Below are 18965 nucleotides of genomic sequence, written 5' to 3'. Positions count from 1 at the left end.
CCGACCGCCCGTCACGTTGCTCACGATTTGGGCGCAGCTGTTCAGGACGGCTCGTCTTTTGAACCTGCCTGGTGGGCGCAGACCGTCACGAATCAGGCAGCTTGACGGTCCTCCTCATAGGGGGTGCATCCATCCCACACGTGAGCCAAGAGATCAGGAGTGCCAGACATGCACGACCACAATTCCATCTACGACAACCTCGAACCTGCTCAGCGCCCGGAGGTCCAGGTTTTGTCATCTGTGGATCTCGCAGCCATCGACGGTGCACGGGACGCGATGACAATCCACGTCACGCTCCCGCCCGCAAGTCCAGGAACACGCCCGCATCGCCATTCGGGTCCCGCCTTCGGTTACGTGGTCGAAGGTGAACTTCTCTTCGAGCTAGAGGGCGAAGCCCCGCGGGTGGTGAAGACAGGTGAGACCTTCTGGGAGCCCGGCGGAGACGTGATCCACTACCAGGACGCCAACAACCTCGCAGACGAATCCACCACGTTCGTGGTCACCATGCTGTGTATCCCGGGCGAGCCCATGCTCACTCTCGTATCGGAGGAGGAGCTGAGCAGCAGAAGCGCCCGCCGCGTGCCGTCGTCGTCTTGATGGCACTGACCCCCTGAAGGTCCGCCCAGTTGAAACGAGCCCGCCGCCCGCCATCTCTGGCGGAGCGGCGGGTCTGACACGAAGTCGAGCCAATCTGAGTTGCCGCTCAACATCGTTTGCGCTACTCTGCAAATCGCCTATCGATAGGCGATTACAATCAAGGAGGATTCATGCGACACACAACCCGAAATGTCGTCGCGCTGATCGCCACGTCGACTCTAGGAGTCGGTCTGCTGGCGGGATGCTCGACAAGTAGCGCGGACGGCGGCGACACCCAGCTGCGCCTTCTGGCGAACATCACGCCCGTTCTGACCAAGGAGTACTACGAGAAGCTCGTTGAGCCGTGGGTCGCCGAGCACGAAGGCGTGAGCGTGACGATCGAGGTGCCTAGCGGCGAGAACGTGCAGGCCACCCTGCAGCAGGAGCTCGCCTCCGGAGACATCCCAGACATCGTTGCAAGCAACCTCGACCCTGTCGTAGCACCGCAGCTGCTCGACTTCCCAGACGAGCCGTGGGTGCTGGACACTCCTCTCGCCGAGCAGAACAAGGTCGACGACAAGATCTGGCAGGTGGCCACCGGCGCTCAGATCCAGTCGCTCGTCTTCTACAACAAGGACGCGTTTGCCGCGGCGGGCGTGACCGAAACCCCGACCAGCGTCGACGAGTTCACCGCGGCGCTGCGGTCGGTCAAGGCCGCCGGCGGCCAGACCCCGCTCGGCACGGCCGGCGAGTGGGTTACCGGCGCACAGTTTGCGATGATGGCCAATCCTGATCTGCTCGGCTCGGGTGACTTCTACACCGAGGTCACTGACGGCGAGGCGACCTTTGCGGACAGCGCCTACGCCGACTACCTCGAGGCATACTCCGGCTGGATCACCGAAAGCCTGGTCGACCCCGATGCGCTCGGCCTGAAATACCAGGACTCGATCGACGCCTTCACCGGCGGGGAGTCAGCCGCCATAGTCATGGGCAACTGGCTGGTCCCGTCCATCGACGAGGCTGGTGTCGACTTCGAGGTCGGCGTGTTCGCCGCTCCCTCGCTTGACGGCCAGCCCGCCGCACAGATGAGCGGTCCCGCCCAGCCTTACTCGATCCTGCAGGGCTCGAAGAACCAGGAGCTCGCGCTCTCACTGGTGGAGTACCTCGTCACCGACGAGACCGCCGTGACCACGTCGCTGGAGTCGGAGGGTAACTTCCGGGCGGGCTACTCCTACGAGGGCACCCCGCTGAACCAGGACGTCGGCGCCATCCTCGACGCAGCGCCCGGCCTCGTGATCGGGACTTCCGGTCCCGGCATCCCCGCAGGTTTCGGGGACGAACTGAACAAGCAGGTGCAGGCGCTGTACGTGGGCAATACGCCCGCCGCGGCGGCCGCCGCGCTCGACTCGTGGTGGAGCATGAATGCTGCTGCGCAGTGATGTCAAGACCGCAGCCGGCGAGGCTCTGTCCTCGCCGGCTGCGGCCGCGGGTCGGCGTCGTCGCGGTCGCGCCGAACTGCTGTCCGACACCGTCATGATCGCACCGGCGCTCGTCCTCGTTGCGCTGTTCGTCCTCATCCCCATCGGGATCGCCGCCTACCTCAGCTTCACCAACTGGGATGGGTTCACCATCCCACCCTCCTGGGTCGGCATCCGCAACTATGAGCGCCTGTTCCAAGATCCCGACGCAGTGCGCGCCGCGACCTACACCGCCGTGATCGCTGTCATCGGCACGCTCGCGTGCAACGCCTTCGGCCTTGGCATCGCACTGCTGCTGAACCGCAACACCCGCGTCAACACCGTGATGCGCGTGCTTGTCTTCTCCCCCTACGTCATCGGGCCAATCATTCTCGGATTCCTATGGGCGTCGATCCTCGGCACCAACGGAGCGTTGAACTCGGTGCTCACCTCCCTCGGTGTCGAGCGGGTCCCGTTCCTCGCCGAACCCGTCTGGGCAATGGCGACCACGCTGCTCGTAATCATCTGGGCGAGCTTCGGACTCAACGTGATCCTCTACCTCGCCGGCCTGCAGACGCTCGACGACTCGCTGCTGGAAGCGGCCAAGATCGACGGCGCCGGGCCGTGGGCCACCTTCTGGCGCGTGAAACTCCCGGTGCTCGCCCCGACCGTAACCCTCAACATCGTGCTCACCGCGATCGGTCTCCTGCGCGTCTACGAGATCGTGCTCGCCCTGACCGCCGGCGGACCCGCCGGCTCGACGCAGACAGTGGTTTTCAACATCCTCACGACCTCGTTCAGCCGCTCGCAGCTCGGCTACGGCGCCGCACAGTCGGTCGTGCTCATGCTCGTCATCATCTTGGTCACCGTGGTCCTCACGCAGGTGCGCCGCCGCAGCGAAGAGGCGGTCGCCGCATGATCGCCCGTCGCACCGGATGGATCACTGCCATCGCCGTCATCGTGCTACTCATGGGCGCGCCCCTGTACCTGCTCGTCACAAACGCGTTCAAGACCGAGGACGACATTCTTGGCTCGCCGTTCGGGCTGCCCACCCAGGGCTTCACCCTCGACAACATCGTCGCCGCCGCGACCTCGACTGACTTCAATGTCATCGCCGCATACGGCACCACGGCGTTCCTCGTCGTCGTGGTCAACGTCCTCTCAATCCTCGTGACCGGCCCTGCCGCTTACGCCATCGGCCGGGGCGTGCGCCGCGGACACCGAATCATCCTGCTGGTGATGCTCGCTGGACTGTTCATTCCCAGCCAGACCATCGTCATCCCCGTCATCTACGTGCTGAAAACGTTAGGCCTCATGGGCACGATTCCCGGGCTCGTCCTCTTCCAGACCGCACTGACGATCCCGACGACCCTGTTCCTGTTCACTGCGTACGTGCAGAGCATCCCGCGTGAGCTCGACGAGGCTGCGCGCATCGACGGCGCCTCTCGGATCGGCACCTTCTGGCGGGTGATCTTCCCTCTGATGATGCCGGCGATCGCGACAGCGGTGGTGCTCAACGCCGTAGGCGTATGGGCCGACTTTGTGAACCCACGCATCATCCTCGGCCCCGGCTCGGGCCTGTACACGGTCACGACCGGCGTATACGCGGCGATCAGCAAGTACTCCACCGACTACACGCTGGTGTACTCCAACATGCTGCTCGCCGTCGTGCCAGTCATTGTGTTCTACGTGCTACTGCAGAAGCGCATCATCGGCGGCCTGACCTCGGGGGCGATCAAGGGATGACGCGTCTAACCGCCTCCGTACCGCTGCGGGACATCCCACGCTGGGCGGCGCTCGAGCGCGAGCTGCTCGCCCTTCTCGACACAGCGTGGCGGCGATTCGCCGTCCGGTTCACCGAACCGGACGGGAGCCTTCGCTACTCGGGCGGGATGTACGGGCGCGACGGCGTCGACGACTTCTACGAGCCGTTCTTCAACTGGCCTGCGCTGTACCGGCTCGGCGGCGCGGACGATCTGCTCGCCGCCGCGAAGCACCACTGGGAGGGCGTGACACGGCAGATGACTGCGTTCGGGTTCGTGCGCGACGAGTACGAACTTGGCTACGACTGGTTCCACCAGGGCGAGTCGCTGCCACTGTTCCTCGGCATCTGCGCAGCTGACCCCGCCGACCCCGTCTTCCGCGAACGGGCGCGCCGGTTCGCCGGCTTCTATCTGCCCGGGTCGCCGACCGGCAACTATGACCCGACCACCCGCACCATCGTCGCGCCGCACACCGGGTCGGGCGGTCCGCGATACGGCGTCGGCGAGGACTGGACGGAGTATCGGGCCGACCAGGAGGGGATGCGCATCTACGGTCTGCCGCTGCACGACGTCGAGGGCATCCACGAGTGGGACGATCTCGCCGCCCCCGGAGCGGCGGCGCGCATGGGTGCCGCCATGCAGGAGCGAATGGGCCGCGGCGACACCGTCGTAAACCTCGCTGCCACGACGCTCGCCACCAACGCGTGGCTATATGACCACGACGAACGCCACCGCACGTGGGCACTGGAATACGTCGATGCGTGGCGAGAACGCGCGACCGTCGCAGGAGTGCTCCCCGACAACGTCGGGCCGGGAGGCATCGTAGGCGAGCTGCATGGCGGCGCTTGGTATGGCGGGCACTACGGGTGGACATGGCCGCACGGCTTACACACCATTGCCGCAGCCGCGACCGTCGCCGCGTTGAACACGGTCGTGCTTACCGGCGACACCGCCCGCCTCGATTTTGCACGCGGAGTTCTCGACACGGTGCTCGCTCACGCGGTCGCGCAGGACCGTATCGCCTCACGCGGCAGCCTCGGACCCGGCTGGGCCGAACGGCTGGGCGCGGATGACGACACCGTCGAGTTGCTCGTGCCTTACCGCCACGGGCCGGACGGGTGGTTCGATTACCACCCGATCCCGGTCGAGCCGGTGATGTGGCTGGACTGGATCGGCCATGACCAGGAAGACCGCGCACTGCTCGATCGAATCCGCGCGGCTTCTACCTCCGACTGGACTGCTGTGCGCTGGTTCCACGACAAAGAGGAGCAGGGGCACGAGGCACCGTGGCTCGAATTCCTCGCCGGCCGCAACGCCGACTATCCCGAGCGAGCACTCGAGATGGCGATCGGCCAAGTTCTCCGCCGCCTCGCGCTCATCGCCGAGGCCCCCACGGAACCGGAGGACGGTGACATCCACTTCTGGCAGCGGCTGAACCCTGTCGTCACCGAGGTGCTCACGCAGCTCGTCACCGGGGCGCCGCCGGCCGTCTATTACGGCGGGCTGTCGTTCGCGCGTGTGCTCGTCGCCGACGCCGCACGCCTCCGCCCTGGCCTGCCGGCAGACGTGGCCGCGCTCGTCCGCACTGCGGAGGAGGACACCGTCGTGATCGAACTGGTCAACCTCGGCGACGCCGCGCAGGACGTCGAGCTCGTCTGCGGCGCCTTCGGCGAAGACCGCATCGACACCGTGGAGTTCGATGCCGCATCATCCGACGCCGCTTCCGGCTATCCCGGCAATTCGCATCGATACACCATCCCCGCCGTCTCGACCATCCGGGATCGGATCCCGGTGGACGGCAACCGCCTCGTCGTCGCGCTGCCGCCACGCACCCGCATCCACCTCACTCTGACCCTCACCCGACGCGCCTTCCAGGCCGCCCATCAACTCATCCGCCCAAACCAGGAGAACTCATGAACACCACCTTTGAGAATCTGTCGTCCGTCTGGCCACTCCCCGTGCGCGGCGATGCGTTCGACCGCGCCGATGCCGACATCGTGAACCGTATGAACATCGTGAGTGCCGCAACCGCGTGCGCGAAACTCAGCGGCATGGGGATCACCCGCAGTTACATCCAGGGGCCGACGCCGCTCGACCGCGGTGCACGCGTGGTCGGCTCGGCACTCACACTGCAGTTCATGCCGCAGCGCGAAGACATCGCCAGCGGCGTCAGCCAGGAATACGTCGAGCGTCACACCGCCCTATGGGAGGTGCTCGAGACCGTGCAGGAGGGAGACGTGCTGGTCGTTCAGGCATACGGCAGTGCGTTCACCGGATGCCTCGGCGACATGCTCGTGCGCTACTTCAAGCGTCGCGGCGGCGCCGGCATCGTCGTGGACGGACGCATCCGCGACGCCGCCCGGGTACGCGAGCTGGGTGTGCCGATCTGGTGCACCGGTGTCACGCCGCACTACGCGTCGCAGACGGACCTGTTCCCGTGGGCATACGACGTGCCGGTCGCGGTCGGCGGCGTGCTCGCTCTGCCGGGCGACGTGGTCATCGCTGATGACGACGGCGCAGTGATCGTGCCGCAGGGAAAGGCCCTCGAGCTCGTCGAGTCGGCCGAGGATCACGAGAACTGGGAGGAGTTCAGCCGCATGCGTCTGGAGCAAGGCGCACGCCTGTCTGACTACTATCCCCTGAACGCCGACAGCCGTGCCGAGTACGAGGCATGGCGCGACGGCGGGCGCATCCCGCTGGTCTGACGTGATCGACGCGCATCTGCATGTGTGGGGCGGGGAATTGCTCGACGTCGCCTGGTTGACAGATGAGCGCGCATGCTCCCTTCGTCGCCCCTTCTTGCTCGACGAGGCAACGGCGATGCTGCGCGCGGAGGGCATCACGTCGGCTGTCGCGGTCACGGCCGACGAGTCCGATGCCGGCAGCGCCCTGCTGCTCGCGCGCTGTCACGGGCGCGACGAGATCGCAGCCGTCGTCGGCTGGACCGACCTGACCGATCTCGACGTCGGCGCGCGCCTCGACGCCCTGCAGACGGGAGCCGGGGGTGGAACACTGCGCGGCGTGCGCCACGTGGCGCTCAGCCGCGACGCGATCGACGCCACCGCACTTGAGCCGGGCGTGCGCGCTCTCCAGGAGCGCGGCCTGGTACTCGAGCTGCTCGTCGATGAACCCGCGCTCAGCTCCGTGGCCGGGCTCTGCCGCGCCGCGCCGGAGCTGGACGTCGTCGTCGACCATCTCGGCAGCCCGACAGCCGCGGAAGGCGCCTGGCAGGACGCGGTCACGCAGCTCGCCCGGCATCCGCGCGCCCATCTGAAGGTCTCGGGTGCGGTCGTCCACACACCCCGCATGCCGCAACTCCTCGCGATAGCGCGCGCACGTTTCGGCGCCGAGCGACTGCTCGCCGGCACGAACTGGCCAATCCACACCCTCTCCCCCGGTGCCGGACCCTGGCGGCGGCTGCAGGCGGCGACGCGCAGGTGGAATGACCATGAGCGCACAGCTCTGTTCGGGGCGAGCGCCGCCCGCGTGTACGGGGTGACCACCCCGTGAAGACCACCCGCATCCGCGACACCGCGGTCCACGTCACCGAAATGGGGTTGGGCACTGCGCAACTCGGCGATCTCTATGTGCAACTTGACCAGCGCGACGCCGACGAAATCGTAGACGCGGCGTGGGGACACGGCATCCGTCATTTCGACACCGCGCCCCATTACGGGCTCGGCCTCTCGGAGCACAGGCTCGGGCGCGCGCTTCGTGGCCGCGACGACGCAATCGTGAGCACCAAGGTCGGGCGCCTCATCGTGGGTGGGGGCGCGCACGCCCGCCGCGAATGGGATCTCAGCGGCGAAGGCGTTGCGCGCTCGCTGGTGGCGTCGCTGCGCCGTCTGGAACGCGTGCACGTCGACATCGCGTTCGTACACGATCCCGACGACGACGATCGCGTCGACGAGGCCATACGCACGGCCGTGCCGGCGCTGCAGCGCTTGCGCGATACGGGCGATCTCGGCGCGATCGGTGTCGGAACGAAGGACCTCCCCACACTGCTGCGCTTCGTACGCGAATGCGACATCGACGTCGTGATGGTCGCGGGCCGGCTCACCCTGCTCGATCACTCGGCCCTCGCAGACCTGGTGCCCGAGTGTGCCGCCCGCGGAATTGCGATCATCAGTGCAGGCATCTTCAATAGCGGACTGCTCGCTACGGACCGGCCCGACCCGGCGTCGCACTTCGAGTATGCAGCGCCGCCAGCAGCGGTGCTCGAGCGGGCGCGCGAACTCGCGGCGATCGCTGATCGCCACGGCTACACCCTGCCCGAGGCCGCAGTCACATATGCACGTGAGCCGGCGCCGCCGGTTGCCTCGATCGTGGTCGGTGCCGACTCAGCGGCGCAAGTCGCCCGCAATGCGGCGCTGCTGCGCGCCGACGGCGACGTGGCAGGGCTGCGCGCCGAGGTCGAGGCGACTGCGGCCATTCGATCCGAGACGAACCAGCGGTGATCATCGTCAGCGAGTTGCGGTACGCGGCCAGCCGTGACGAAGCGTCGGCCGCAGTCGCCGAGTACGCATTCACGCACGAGGTATCTGAGCGGGAGCATCAGCTCGCGTATGGCGGCACGCGGTGAAGGCCGGAGCAGAGAGCCGATTAGACCTCTCGGCGCTGGGTTGTTGCATCCGCCAGGCTGGTGAGCCGCACAACATGCCAATCTGACTGAACGACACCTCCGCCAGGACGGCAGCACCACGAGCATGATCTTCCGCTCTCGCAAGTCGTGCGATGCTCATCTCATTTCATGACCCTCTACCCGCAACATCGTCAACACTGACACGCCGACGTCGCCATCGACCGCGCGCTAGGCGCCAGTAGCCGCGTGACCTCGTTGCCCCCGAACACGCCCCGGACAGACATCTTCGAGTTCGCCGATGTCCACGCCCTCCCCCTTGTCGGCGCCTCCGCTGTCGGCCTCGCCGTCCGTACCGGGCGCTCATCACTCACCTAGCGTGTGGCCGTGCTCGATCTCGACCCGGACAACCCGTCGGCTGGCGTCGGCTGGCTCGCCGACAACACTCACGGTAAAGATGGATGGGCGCGTGCTGAACATCCCTCGCGGTCATACCGCCTCCGTATCCGTCGCAGCGTCTAATCCCCACCGACCCGACGTCGTCGGGGAGCAGCTGGTCGTGGTCGCGTGAGCTCCGGACGGCAGGGGCATCCGGGAGGCGAATCACGACCTCCCCGAAGCCCCCGCACATATGTCCGATTACAGCGCTACGCCGCCCGTCTGCGCCTCGCCGAGTTGGATCGCCTTCAGCTCGGTGAACTCTTCGATTCCGAACGTGCCGAACTCTCGGCTGTTGCCGGACTGCTTGTATCCGCCGAACGGCGCTCGCATGTTCAAGCCCGCACCGTTGAGATACACCTGCCCAACGTGCAAGCGACGTGCCACTGCCACGGCCTCATTGTGAGGACCGAACACGGCGGCTGTCAGTCCATACATCGTCGAGTCGGCGATCTCTACCGCCTGGTCGACGTCGTCATAAGCGATCACCGAAAGCACCGGCCCGAAGATCTCCTCCTGCGCGATGGCGGAATCAGGATCGACGCGAGCGAAGATGGTCGGCCGCACGAACGCGCCTGTCTCCAAGCCTTCGACGCGCCCCGGGCCACCATATGCGAGGGTCGCACCATCGGCGATGCCGCGTTTGATGTATCCGTTGACGCGCTCCCACTGCTTCTCCGAAGCGAGCGGCCCCACCCGCACCGCGGGGTCTGAAGGGTCACCAACCGAATACTCAGCAGCCGCCGCGACCAACCGCTCGACGAGCTCGTCATGCAGGTTCGAAGGAACGAGCAAGCGCGTCCACGCGCCGCAAGCCTGACCGCTGTTCGTCCAGGAGTTCATGAGGGTATGCGCAGCAACTGCGTCCAGGTCGGCACCGTCGAGCACGATGTTGGCACTCTTGCCGCCGAGCTCGAGTGCCACCCGCTTGACGGTCCCGGATGCGACGACAGCGACGCGCTTACCCGCGGCTGTCGAGCCAGTGAAGGAAATCATGTTGACATCGGGGTGCGCGGCGAGCGCCTCCCCGACCACGCCACCGGCGCCGAAAACGACGTTGAAGACCCCTGCGGGGATGCCCGCATCCTCGATCGCACGCGCAAGGATCGCGGCCGTCAGCGGGGCCAGTTCCGCGGGCTTGAACACCACGGTGTTGCCCGCGAGCAGCGCCGGGGCGAGCTTTGTCATCGTTTGCTGAAGCGGGAAGTTCCAGGGGGTGATGGCGCCGACGACACCGACTGGCTCGCGAACGATCAGCGAGTCGCCGATCCGCTGCTCCCAATGAATCTCGGACACGATCTGCGCTGTGGCGACTGCGACCGCGGGCGGCAGGGCCGCCTGAGCGGCACGCGACAGTGAGATGGGTACGCCGATCTCCGCGGTGATCGCCTGCGCGATCTCCTCGTTGCGCGCGGTCAACTCGGCGGCCATGCGTTCGAGAGCTTCGGCACGGGATAGGGGCGACCATGACGACCAGCCCGGCAGAGCCGCACGCGCAGCGGCAACCGCGGCATCGACGTCCGCGGCGGTTCCAGACGGGACGGTCGCCACGACAGCTCCGGTCACGGGGCTCGTAACGGCGCTGCGGGACGGAGAGTCTTCGGTGAAGACGCCTGCGATCCAGTGGCCGCCGACGCTGAGGTGAGGGTGAGTTTCAGTCATGTTCTCCAGCTTCATCACGACGTCTGCGATGCACCATGCTCGCTCCTGGCATGGCTGACACCCCGATTCCCTTGCCCCTTTTTGGCATGGATCCCTGTCCACCTGCACCGCAAGATGAGAACTTCAACCCGAAGCACGGAGGAACCATGACCAGGAGTACTGTCGGCGTCCGCCTTCCCGATCTCACAGGCAAGCGGGTGCTGATCACCGGCGCGAGCGACGGTATCGGAGCGATCATCGCCGACCGAATCGCCGGGGCAGGCGCCTCGCTCGTGTTGCCGTTTCGCACCCCCTCGAAAGGGCAGGCGGCGCTGCAGCGGCTACGCGACGCGCATCGCGGGCTCGAGGTGGCGACTGTGCCGCTGGATCTGGCGTCCCTTGCATCGGTGCGTCAAGCCGCCGACACACTGCTGGATGAGGGGACGAGCATCGACATCCTCATTGCCAATGCGGGCATCATGACCCCACCCACCCGCGTGGTGACGGAGGATGGATTCGAACTACAAATGGCCACCAACCACCTGGGACACATGGCATTCATTGGTCGACTCCTTCCGTTGCTACGCATGCCCGGCACTCGTGTCACCAGCATGGGAAGCGCCGCGGCAAAGTCGGGTCGCATCGACCTCGACGATTTTCACAGTGAACGCCGTTTCTCGACCGCGCGCGCCTACATGAACTCGAAGCTCGCCCAGATGTTGTTCGCGCTGGAACTCGACCGGCGGGCGCAGGACACCGGCGCAGCGCTGCGCAGCAACGTAGCCCATCCGGGAACGACGCTCACAAACCTCTACAGCGCAGGGCCGAACATGGGTCGGTCACGGCCCGCACTGCTCGCGAAGATTGTTGGCGCGTTCGCGCGGGCGGGGCTCTTCGTCCAGCAACCCGCGGATGGCGCCCAGCCGGCGCTGCTGGCGGCGGCGCATCCCAATGCTGAGGGCGGGCGATTCTACGGCCCCGATGGACCCGGGCACTTCACTGGGAGCGCGGGCGAACAGCGTATCTATCCGGTCGCGACCGACGCGCTGCTCGCGCGTGCAGTGTGGGACCGTTCGGTTGAGCAGATCGGTGTCGACTTCCACTTCAATACCGCGGAGTCGAAGGCATGACTCGTCGAGCAGACCTCGCCCGTTTCCTGCGCTCCCGCCGGGAGGCGTTGCAGCCCGGTGACGTGGGGCTGCCCAGCGGTCGGCGACGCCGCACGCCGGGCCTTCGTCGCGAGGAGGTCGCGTCGCTGGCAGGGATCTCCAGTGACTACTACAGCAAGATCGAGCAGCCCGAAGGCCCCGCACCGTCCGACCAGGTGCTCGGAGCCCTCGCGCGCGCTCTGCAACTCACTCTCGACGAGCGTGACCACCTGTTCCGCTTGGCCGGGATCGCCGTGCCGCCGCGTGTCGCGGGAGGCCACCATGTGAATGCAGGGTTGGGGCGGGTGCTAGCCCGCCTGACCGACACGGCGGCGAACGTCGTGACGCCGCTGGGTGAAACGCTGGTTCAGACGCCGCTCGCCAGGGCGCTATTCGGCGATGAAACCGGGTACGAAGGCCCTGCCCGGAGCCGAATCTACCGGTGGTTCACCGACCCGTCCGAACGCGCGCGTACTCCCGAGGTCGATCATGCCCGGCACTCCGAATCAATCGTGGGGCATCTCGTTTCGGCGTCAGGCAACCTAGCGCTGGAGCGGCAAGTGACTGCCCTGGTGCGCCGACTCACCGAGCACAGCGCGGAGTTTGCCGAACTCTGGAAGAGCAAGCCCGTCCCCGGACTCTACTGCGAGGCGAAGACCATCCTGCATCCCGATGTCGGAAGGATCGAGGTCTATGGGCAGACGCTCGTCGACCCCGACCAACAACAGGCGCTCACAGTATTCACTGCGGAGCCCGGTAGCGAGAGCCAGGAGAAGCTAACCCTGCTTTCGGTGCTCGGCACCCAATCCGTGGCGACGAGCTGATCCGGGCCGCGCGGGTCGGTCGAGAACCCCGGATTTCGCGGGCGTTTCGGACCTCTCCCATCACCCGCTCCGAGGCCGAGAGAACTTGGTTACCCGCCAGTGACCGAGAGTGGCAGCAGGGGAAATATCTGACGCCTATCGTCGAACGTATCCTCGCTGCTGCCCGATTCAAGGAGTGCCCGAACATGGACTTCGACATCCCCACCCGTACCTCCGTCCTGATCGTCGGCGGCGGGCCGGTCGGCTGCGCGCTAGCGATCGAACTCGCCTCGCGCGGCGTCGACGCCGTCGTCGTCGAGAAGGACCTGACGACCCCCGCTGTGCCCGTCAAAGCGATGCTGTTGAACCCTCGGACGCTGGAACACATGGCGCGGTGGGGCATCGCCGACGAAATCCGCGCAGCCGCTGTCACTCCGGACGGCTGGCTGCAGGGCGTAACCTTCGCTACCTCGCTCACGGGCCGCGATCTCGGGCATTTCCGCGAAGGGTTCGACTTCCACAGCGAACACGAGTCGGAGGATCTGCGCGAACGCGCCCAGGTCGTCATGCAGCCCGACACGCTGCGGGTGATGCGGGCCGCGATGCAGCGGGCGGGCGCCGGCTACGCCGCGGGATGGGAAGTCGTGCGGATCGAGCAGGGCGGTGCAGTGACGGCGCTGCTCCGACACGTCGAGACCGGCGAGGAACGGCACATCGGCGCGGACTACGCCGTCGGCGCGGATGGTGCTCAGAGCATCGTGCGCAGCACGGCTGGCATCACCCGCTCGGGTCGCGGCGGCATCAGCGCGACGCTGCTGCTGCACTTTCGTGCGCCAGGCGTGCTCGAGGACTACCGTCCGACGCCGGCGGCGTTCTCGAACCTCACGCACCCCGAGGGTGGTGCCCTGGTGGTGCCGATCGGCAGCGACCTGTTCTGCGCGCACGTGCCCGGCTACCCGGTCGACGTTGACATCGCCGACATCGACCTGCAGAAGCTCGGCCGCCGCATCATTGGGCAAGATACGTTCGAGGAAGTGGAGTACGTGTACGCGGGCGTCTACAAGGTGCACGAGCGTATAGCGGACGCTTACCGCGCCGGTCGCTTGTTCCTCGCCGGCGACGCTGCGCACCTGTACGCTCCGTTCGGGGGGCACAACCTCAACTCCGGCGTCGGCGACGCGGTCGACCTCGGCTGGAAGCTCGCCGCGGTACTTGGCGGGTGGGCCGGCGATGCCCTGCTCGACAGCTACGAGCAAGAGCGGCGCCCAGTCGCCATCCGTAACGCCGCAGAAGCGTCCGGCAACGTCGCACGGTTCGTCAGCGAGGCGAAGGCCATCATGACCGAGATGGGCGCGACCGACTACCTCGCCACCGGCGTCGCCGCCGAGGCCCGCCGCCGCTCTTGGGGTGAACGTCTCTGGCGCGCCACGCGACAGCAGTACATTGCACGCGGCATCGTGCTCGACCAGCGGTACGCCAGCGCTGTGATCGCCACCGACGACTCAGCCGTCACCCCGTGGTCGTCGCTGAGTTACGACCCCGTCGCCAAGCCCGGCCACCGCGCTCCCCACATGCGCCTCGCCGACGGCACGTCGCTGTACGAGGCGTTCGGCCCGGAATTCACATTGGTGGTAGCACCGGGTGCGGAGGCAGCCGCCGAGCAGGCCCTCGCTGCGGCCGCCGAGCGCGGCGTGCCGCTGACGTCCCTTGTCCTCGACCATCCGCGAGCCCGCGCGCTGTACGGCGCCCCGCTCGTGCTCGTGCGACCCGATCAACACGTGGCGTGGCGCGGATCAGAAGACATCGACTTCGCGTCCGTGCTGGAAGTCGCAACGGGACGCGTATCGACCGAGCACGCACTTGTGGCCGCAGCCTGAAGGCTGCCATGTGCTGCCTATGACGCAGCGGTTCACTTACCGCAGAGTACTCGGCAGCCAAAGCATCCGCGATATGGACCGTCCCTGGATGCTCTGCCGCCGTGGTGCGAGTTTGCGGTCACTGCCTCCTGCGTCAACGCGGAGGTCCGAACTTGTGTTCTCCGTCGTGCACCGACGCGCCTCATTGCTCCTACTTCACTCGGTGGAGAGGCTGACGACGGTCGCAGAGCATCACCGTTCGGGCTGGCAATGCTCAGCTGGGTGGGTGAGGCGCCCCATGGCGACGACTGTGGACGAACCAGACGCCGATGAACTCATCGTCTCCGATATTGCGCAACACATGGGGAATCGTGGAGTCGAAGCCCAAGGTGTCGCCTTCCTTCAGCACGAACACCTCGGCCCCGATAGTGACCTCGAGCATGCCTTTCAGCACGTACCCGTACTCATACCCTTCGTGACCCACCAGATCACCACCGGCCGTTGACGTGGCACCAGGAGCGTAGATTATCCGCAGGAATGCCATCCCTTGCTCCGGCGTCGCGGCCAGCCGCTCCCATCGCACACCGTCCGCCATCTCCAGATGTGCACGGTGCGCCGGATGAACGACGGAAACGCGACTGGAGAACTCGCTGGGAACCCACGCGTTGATCGGGTTATTTTCACCATCCGGCCCCCACCCATCTACCAGCGGAGCCTGCCCAGCACTGCGCTCGTCGAAGAGTTCGTCGACGGAGATGTCGAGGATGCGGGCAAACCCGTAGAGGGTCGCGACGGATGGCTGGGATTTGCCGTTCTCGATCTGGGACACGAAGGACGGCGAGACGTCGGCCTGGCGAGCCAGACCGCGCAAGGACAAACCGGCACGAATTCGGGCATCCTTTATTCGCTCACCCAAGTTGTTCATGTACTCCTCCAACCGGGACGAGGCCGAGACCAGCCGCTCGCGAACCACATTAGTGCGGCCCACCGCGTTGATTCCGGGTGGTCAGCCGGCCAACTCTCAGCCAACTACGCTCGTTCCCCGCCCAGCAACCGTGTTGAGATGCGACTGTGAGCTCCGCACAGTCGGCAGCTCCCCCCCGACCGAGTAGTAGCGCTTACCCGCAATCAGCAACTCCTCGGCGGGGAACTTCGTTACTACTTCGCAGCCGGTGGCGGTAACCAGCACTTCCTCTTCGATGCGCGCAGCCCCAACGCCATCAGCCGAGGGCCAGTATGTCTCGAGAGCGAAGAACATTCCTTCCTTCAGCTCCTCCGGGTGATCGAACGAGACCAGTCGCGAGAAGATTGGCTTCTCCCAGATCGAAAGACCGACCCCATGCCCGTACTGCAGAGCGAAGGCAGCTTCCTCGTCGGGGAACCCGAACTCCTGTGCGGCGGGCCACTCCCTTACGACGTCTGCGGTGGTAACCCCAGGTCGCACGAGCGCGATGGCCCGGTCCATGTATTCCCGCGCTCGCCTATATGCGTCGGCCTGCGCGCGGCTCGCCGACCCCACTGCGAACGTCCGGTAGTAACACGTCCGGTATCCGTTGAAGCTGTGCAGGACATCGAAGAACGCAGGGTCGCCGGGGCGGATGATGCGATCGGAGTAGACGTGCGGGTGCGGCGAGCAGCGCTCGCCAGAGATCGCGTTGACACCTTCGACATATTCAGAACCGAGGTCGTACAGCGTCTTCGCCACCAGGCCGACCGTCTCGTTCTCCCGAACCCCTGGGCGAAGGAACTCATAGAGCTTGTCGTAGGCAGCATCAACCATGGACGCCGCGCCGGTGAGCAGACTCACCTCGTCCTGGGTCTTGACCACACGTGCGGAGAGGAAGACCTGCTGCCCATCCACGACCTGGATGCCCTCATCCTGCAGGGCGAACAGGATCGGAGGCTCGACCACGTCGACGCCGAGCGGCTGATCCGCGACGCCGAACTCCTCGAGCTCGCGCTTAATCTTGCGCGCTACGTCGCGAGCGATGCCAGCATCCGGATGGAAGGCGCCGCGGAGAGTTGAGATACCCGCCCGCGCACCCGACTCGCGACGCGGACGCACCGCACCGTGATGCGGTGCGTGAGGGTCGGAGTCCAGCTCAGCGGTCGTCGTCGACAGCCACGGGTTGAATTGCTGGTGGTGTTTGGCGGCCGAACCGAAGTCCCAGACGATTGGATCAGTGTGGCGCGTCAGCAACGCGAACCGGATGAGCTTGTCAATCGCCCAAGTGCCGATGTGGGTGGCAGACATGTACCGGATGTTGGCGAAGTCGAACGCGAGAACCGCGCCGAGGTCTGAGCGGTCCAGCTCCCGCTTTAAGCGCTGAAGCCGCTGGGACCGGAGACGATCGAAGTCGACGCGCTGTTCCCAGTCGACTGCGTTCGTGCCCGTCGTTGCCGTGTTCATCTAGCGACTCCTTCATCTTGCCGTGTAACAAGCCTATTTAGAGACTGTAAACAGTGTCAAGTGTTACTTCACACGCCGTTCAGTATGTGTTATGTTCCTCGCGTGTCTAAGGCGAATGCAACGGTCAGCGACCGAATCTCCACCGTCCGGGCCCCTCGGAGGGACGGGATCAGTCGCCTGTCCAACGAGCTGCTCATTGCCGCAGGCATCATCGTTCTCGCGGGTGTCTTCGCGCTGACGCTGGGAGAGAAGTTCTTCAGCGTCGGCACGCTGAGTCTGCTGGGCCAGCAGCTCGGCATCCTGGTCATCGTCGCCGCAGCTCAGACCTTCCCGATCCTGGTCGGGGGCTTCGACCTGTCTGTCGCCGCCAACATGGGATTTGCGAGCACCATCGCCGCCCTCGCGATGGTGAACAACTACACCGTCGAGTCGAGCATCGCCTTCGCTCTGATGGCCGGGGCACTGGTTGGCGTCGTCAACGGCGTATGCATCGCTGTGCTGAAAATCAGTCCCTTCGTAGTGACCCTAGGAACCCTCACGTTCCTGGGCGGTTTCGGGAACACTCTCGCCGGAGGTTCGTCGATCGCGGGGCTCCCGGACCGGTTCACCGAGAACTGGGGCGGTGGGACCTGGATGCTCGGTATCCCCAGCGCTGCAGGCATCGGCGCGATCGTCATCGCACTCGTATGGTTGCTGCTGTCCTACACGCGCGTGGGGCTGCAGGTGTACGCGGTGGGCGGCAGTAGCGAGGCGAGCTCGCTGGCCGGCACGCGCGTGTGGGCAGTCCAGGTGTTCGCATACCTAATGAGCGGTCTGCTATCCGCACTGGGCGGCGTCGTGCTCGCCGCTCGCGTGGGCATCGGGCAGCCCAGCCTGGGCGGTCAGTACGACCTACTGTCGATTGCCGCGGTCGTAATCGGCGGCGTCGCGATCGGCGGCGGCGTGGGTCGCATCGGCGGCGTTGTGCTTGGTGCCCTGCTACTGACGCTCGTCACGATCGGACTCGACATCGGAGCTGTTTCCCAGTTCACCCAGCAAATGGTCACAGGCGTCGTGCTGATCGGTGCGGTTTGGCTGTCTCAACTGAAGGGCCAGCTTCGCTTCCGACGCTCCTGGGGCACGCTCCGGACCGCCCGGACAGAGACCTCCCCATCCTCCTGAATAAAGACAAACGCAAGGGAGTATCACAGCAATGAACATCACCCGCACTACCCGCACTGGCGGGGCACTCACGCTGGCGGTGATGACGGCTCTCGTCGTCGCCGGCTGCACGAACGCTCCCGGATCCGCAGAAGCCTCGGCCGCGGCCGACAACGGCGGCTACGCCGACAAGCTAGCCCCGATCCCCTGCGAAGCCTCGCCCACGACCGACGAACTCCTCAACGCCGAAGCCCCCCGGGCCGACGAACGGTACGAGATCACCGTCCTGCTGGCGAGCCTGTCCGGTTACTACTACCAGGCGATGGCGTACGGGGCGACCCAGGCTGCCGAGCAGTCGGGCGTGGAAGTCACGATCCAGGCCGGCAGCGGGTACACCACACCGGAGGCGCAGCTCACGCAAGCGCAGACGGCGATCCAGCAGGGCGCGGACGCGATCGTGATCCAGCCTGTCGACCCCCGCGGATCATTGCCGGTGCTCAAAGCAGCGCAGGAAGCTGACATCCCAGTGATTGTCACTAGCACCGAGCTTGCCTCCTCCGAGCAGGCGGGAACGGTCGTGCAAGACGACTACGCGATCGGCGTCGCGGGTGCGGACCAGCTTGCCAAGCTGCACCCCGACGGCGGCAAGGGTGTTCTCATCGCGGGTCCGGCGACAGCCACCTGGTCTGTCAAGCGGGCGGCCGGATTCACCGACCGCATCAAGGAGGAGTACCCCGATTTTGAGATCGTCGCGAGCCCCACTCAGCCGGTGGACCCTTCCGTGGGGCTCTCCGACTTCACCGCGGCGGCACAGGCTAACCCCGGTGTGGAGTGGGTGTACTCGGTGTTCTTCTACCAACTGCTCCCGGGCTCGCTGCCGGCCCAGTACGCCGGCATCCCATTCGTAACCACTGGTTATGAGCCGGCCGCGATCACCGCGCTGCAGGACGGGTCGCTGAAAGAAACCATGCAGCTCGACAACGTGTGGATGGGCTCGGAGCCGGTTTACCAGGCCATCAGCGTTCTGAACGGCGACAGCATCCCGAGGATCACGTGCATGCCTCAGGACGTCTACAGCGTCGCGGACATCGGATCCCCCAGTGCCGACGGAGAGCTCTATCCAGAAGAATTCGTCGCCAAATAGGCGGTCGCGC

At 66.0% G+C, this 18965-nt stretch carries 17 protein-coding genes; 14 read left to right on the top strand and 3 right to left on the bottom strand.

Going from position 1 to position 18965, the window contains the following annotated elements; genetic code table 11:
- The first annotated feature begins 168 nt into the window (after positions 1-168).
- The 9 genes from ACI3KX_RS04535 (at position 169) to ACI3KX_RS04495 (ending at position 8378) form a co-directional block, all read left to right on the top strand.
- Positions 169-597, top strand: a complete 429-nt coding sequence (locus ACI3KX_RS04535; protein ID WP_404908086.1) for a cupin domain-containing protein — start codon at positions 169-171, stop codon at positions 595-597.
- 170 nt (positions 598-767) lie between these two features.
- Entirely contained in the window at positions 768-2015 is a 1248-nt protein-coding gene (locus ACI3KX_RS04530) for an ABC transporter substrate-binding protein (RefSeq protein ID WP_404908084.1), read from the top strand.
- Positions 1999-2952 carry a carbohydrate ABC transporter permease gene (locus ACI3KX_RS04525; RefSeq protein ID WP_404908081.1) on the top strand — a complete coding sequence of 318 codons (954 nt, stop codon included), beginning with the start codon at positions 1999-2001 and terminating at the stop codon, positions 2950-2952. The genes ACI3KX_RS04530 and ACI3KX_RS04525 overlap by 17 nt, the downstream gene beginning before the upstream one ends.
- Positions 2949-3779 (top strand): carbohydrate ABC transporter permease, encoded by an 831-nt coding sequence (locus tag ACI3KX_RS04520; RefSeq protein WP_404908079.1) that lies wholly within the window; start codon positions 2949-2951, stop codon positions 3777-3779. Before ACI3KX_RS04525 ends, ACI3KX_RS04520 begins: the two co-directional genes overlap by 4 nt.
- The gene (locus ACI3KX_RS04515; RefSeq protein ID WP_404908076.1) at positions 3776-5713 is read left to right on the top strand and encodes a hypothetical protein; all 1938 of its coding nucleotides are present in this window, start codon (positions 3776-3778) and stop codon (positions 5711-5713) included. Before ACI3KX_RS04520 ends, ACI3KX_RS04515 begins: the two co-directional genes overlap by 4 nt.
- On the top strand, positions 5710-6501 hold the full coding sequence (locus tag ACI3KX_RS04510; protein WP_404908074.1) for a ribonuclease activity regulator RraA: 792 nt from the start codon (positions 5710-5712) through the stop codon (positions 6499-6501). Before ACI3KX_RS04515 ends, ACI3KX_RS04510 begins: the two co-directional genes overlap by 4 nt.
- The gene (locus tag ACI3KX_RS04505) at positions 6452-7306 is read left to right on the top strand and encodes an amidohydrolase family protein (RefSeq protein WP_404908071.1); all 855 of its coding nucleotides are present in this window, start codon (positions 6452-6454) and stop codon (positions 7304-7306) included. Before ACI3KX_RS04510 ends, ACI3KX_RS04505 begins: the two co-directional genes overlap by 50 nt.
- A complete protein-coding gene (locus tag ACI3KX_RS04500) occupies positions 7303-8253 on the top strand; it encodes an aldo/keto reductase (RefSeq protein WP_404908069.1) in 951 nt (316 codons plus the stop codon). Before ACI3KX_RS04505 ends, ACI3KX_RS04500 begins: the two co-directional genes overlap by 4 nt.
- Positions 8250-8378, top strand: a complete 129-nt coding sequence (locus ACI3KX_RS04495) for a hypothetical protein (RefSeq protein WP_404908067.1) — start codon at positions 8250-8252, stop codon at positions 8376-8378. The genes ACI3KX_RS04500 and ACI3KX_RS04495 overlap by 4 nt, the downstream gene beginning before the upstream one ends.
- A 636-nt stretch (positions 8379-9014) precedes the next feature.
- Here the strand turns inward: ACI3KX_RS04495 and ACI3KX_RS04490 are convergent.
- On the bottom strand, positions 9015-10490 hold the full coding sequence (locus tag ACI3KX_RS04490; protein ID WP_404908065.1) for an aldehyde dehydrogenase family protein: 1476 nt from the start codon (positions 10488-10490) through the stop codon (positions 9015-9017).
- A 35-nt stretch (positions 10491-10525) separates the two neighbouring features.
- On the opposite strand from ACI3KX_RS04490, the gene ACI3KX_RS04485 reads away from it, so the two are divergent.
- The 3 genes from ACI3KX_RS04485 to ACI3KX_RS04475 all read left to right on the top strand — a co-directional run bounded on the left by ACI3KX_RS04485 (position 10526) and on the right by ACI3KX_RS04475 (position 14282).
- Entirely contained in the window at positions 10526-11584 is a 1059-nt protein-coding gene (locus tag ACI3KX_RS04485) for an SDR family oxidoreductase (RefSeq protein WP_404908063.1), read from the top strand.
- Positions 11581-12426, top strand: a complete 846-nt coding sequence (locus ACI3KX_RS04480) for a helix-turn-helix transcriptional regulator (protein ID WP_404908062.1) — start codon at positions 11581-11583, stop codon at positions 12424-12426. Before ACI3KX_RS04485 ends, ACI3KX_RS04480 begins: the two co-directional genes overlap by 4 nt.
- Positions 12427-12611: 185 nt before the next feature.
- Positions 12612-14282: an FAD-dependent monooxygenase gene (locus ACI3KX_RS04475; protein WP_404908059.1), complete on the top strand. Its 1671-nt coding sequence runs from the start codon at positions 12612-12614 to the stop codon at positions 14280-14282.
- Between the two features lie 253 nt (positions 14283-14535).
- Here the strand turns inward: ACI3KX_RS04475 and ACI3KX_RS04470 are convergent, their stop codons facing one another.
- Positions 14536-15186 (bottom strand): helix-turn-helix domain-containing protein, encoded by a 651-nt coding sequence (locus ACI3KX_RS04470; RefSeq protein WP_404908057.1) that lies wholly within the window; start codon positions 15184-15186, stop codon positions 14536-14538.
- A gap of 96 nt (positions 15187-15282) precedes the next feature.
- Positions 15283-16671 (bottom strand): M24 family metallopeptidase, encoded by a 1389-nt coding sequence (locus ACI3KX_RS04465; RefSeq protein WP_404908055.1) that lies wholly within the window; start codon positions 16669-16671, stop codon positions 15283-15285.
- A gap of 102 nt (positions 16672-16773) precedes the next feature.
- Between ACI3KX_RS04465 and ACI3KX_RS04460 the strand changes: the two genes are divergently transcribed.
- Positions 16774-17832, top strand: a complete 1059-nt coding sequence (locus tag ACI3KX_RS04460; RefSeq protein ID WP_404908053.1) for an ABC transporter permease — start codon at positions 16774-16776, stop codon at positions 17830-17832.
- 31 nt (positions 17833-17863) lie between these two features.
- Positions 17864-18955: a sugar ABC transporter substrate-binding protein gene (locus ACI3KX_RS04455; RefSeq protein WP_404908051.1), complete on the top strand. Its 1092-nt coding sequence runs from the start codon at positions 17864-17866 to the stop codon at positions 18953-18955.
- Positions 18956-18965: the final 10 nt, after the last annotated feature.

The sequence above is a fragment of the Microbacterium sp. ZW CA_36 genome (assembly GCF_044987475.1).
In the GTDB taxonomy this organism is placed as follows: Bacteria; Actinomycetota; Actinomycetes; order Actinomycetales; family Microbacteriaceae; genus Microbacterium.
Note: the sequence above shows the minus strand (reverse complement) of the source record. Positions and strands in the feature narration are given on the sequence as shown.

Bases quoted from the DNA above. Each gene is read 5' to 3' on its own strand.
- ACI3KX_RS04490 (WP_404908065.1), bottom strand. From the start codon at position 10,490: ATGAAGCTGGAGAACATGACTGAAACTCACCCTCACCTCAGCGTCGGC.
- ACI3KX_RS04510 (WP_404908074.1), top strand. From the start codon at position 5,710: ATGAACACCACCTTTGAGAATCTGTCGTCCGTCTGGCCACTCCCCGTG.
- ACI3KX_RS04485 (WP_404908063.1), top strand. From the start codon at position 10,526: ATGGCTGACACCCCGATTCCCTTGCCCCTTTTTGGCATGGATCCCTGT.
- ACI3KX_RS04455 (WP_404908051.1), top strand. From the start codon at position 17,864: ATGAACATCACCCGCACTACCCGCACTGGCGGGGCACTCACGCTGGCG.
- ACI3KX_RS04465 (WP_404908055.1), bottom strand. From the start codon at position 16,671: ATGAACACGGCAACGACGGGCACGAACGCAGTCGACTGGGAACAGCGC.
- ACI3KX_RS04470 (WP_404908057.1), bottom strand. From the start codon at position 15,186: ATGAACAACTTGGGTGAGCGAATAAAGGATGCCCGAATTCGTGCCGGT.
- ACI3KX_RS04480 (WP_404908062.1), top strand. From the start codon at position 11,581: ATGACTCGTCGAGCAGACCTCGCCCGTTTCCTGCGCTCCCGCCGGGAG.
- ACI3KX_RS04525 (WP_404908081.1), top strand. From the start codon at position 1,999: ATGCTGCTGCGCAGTGATGTCAAGACCGCAGCCGGCGAGGCTCTGTCC.
- ACI3KX_RS04515 (WP_404908076.1), top strand. From the start codon at position 3,776: ATGACGCGTCTAACCGCCTCCGTACCGCTGCGGGACATCCCACGCTGG.
- ACI3KX_RS04475 (WP_404908059.1), top strand. From the start codon at position 12,612: ATGGACTTCGACATCCCCACCCGTACCTCCGTCCTGATCGTCGGCGGC.
- ACI3KX_RS04535 (WP_404908086.1), top strand. From the start codon at position 169: ATGCACGACCACAATTCCATCTACGACAACCTCGAACCTGCTCAGCGC.
- ACI3KX_RS04520 (WP_404908079.1), top strand. From the start codon at position 2,949: ATGATCGCCCGTCGCACCGGATGGATCACTGCCATCGCCGTCATCGTG.
- ACI3KX_RS04530 (WP_404908084.1), top strand. From the start codon at position 768: ATGCGACACACAACCCGAAATGTCGTCGCGCTGATCGCCACGTCGACT.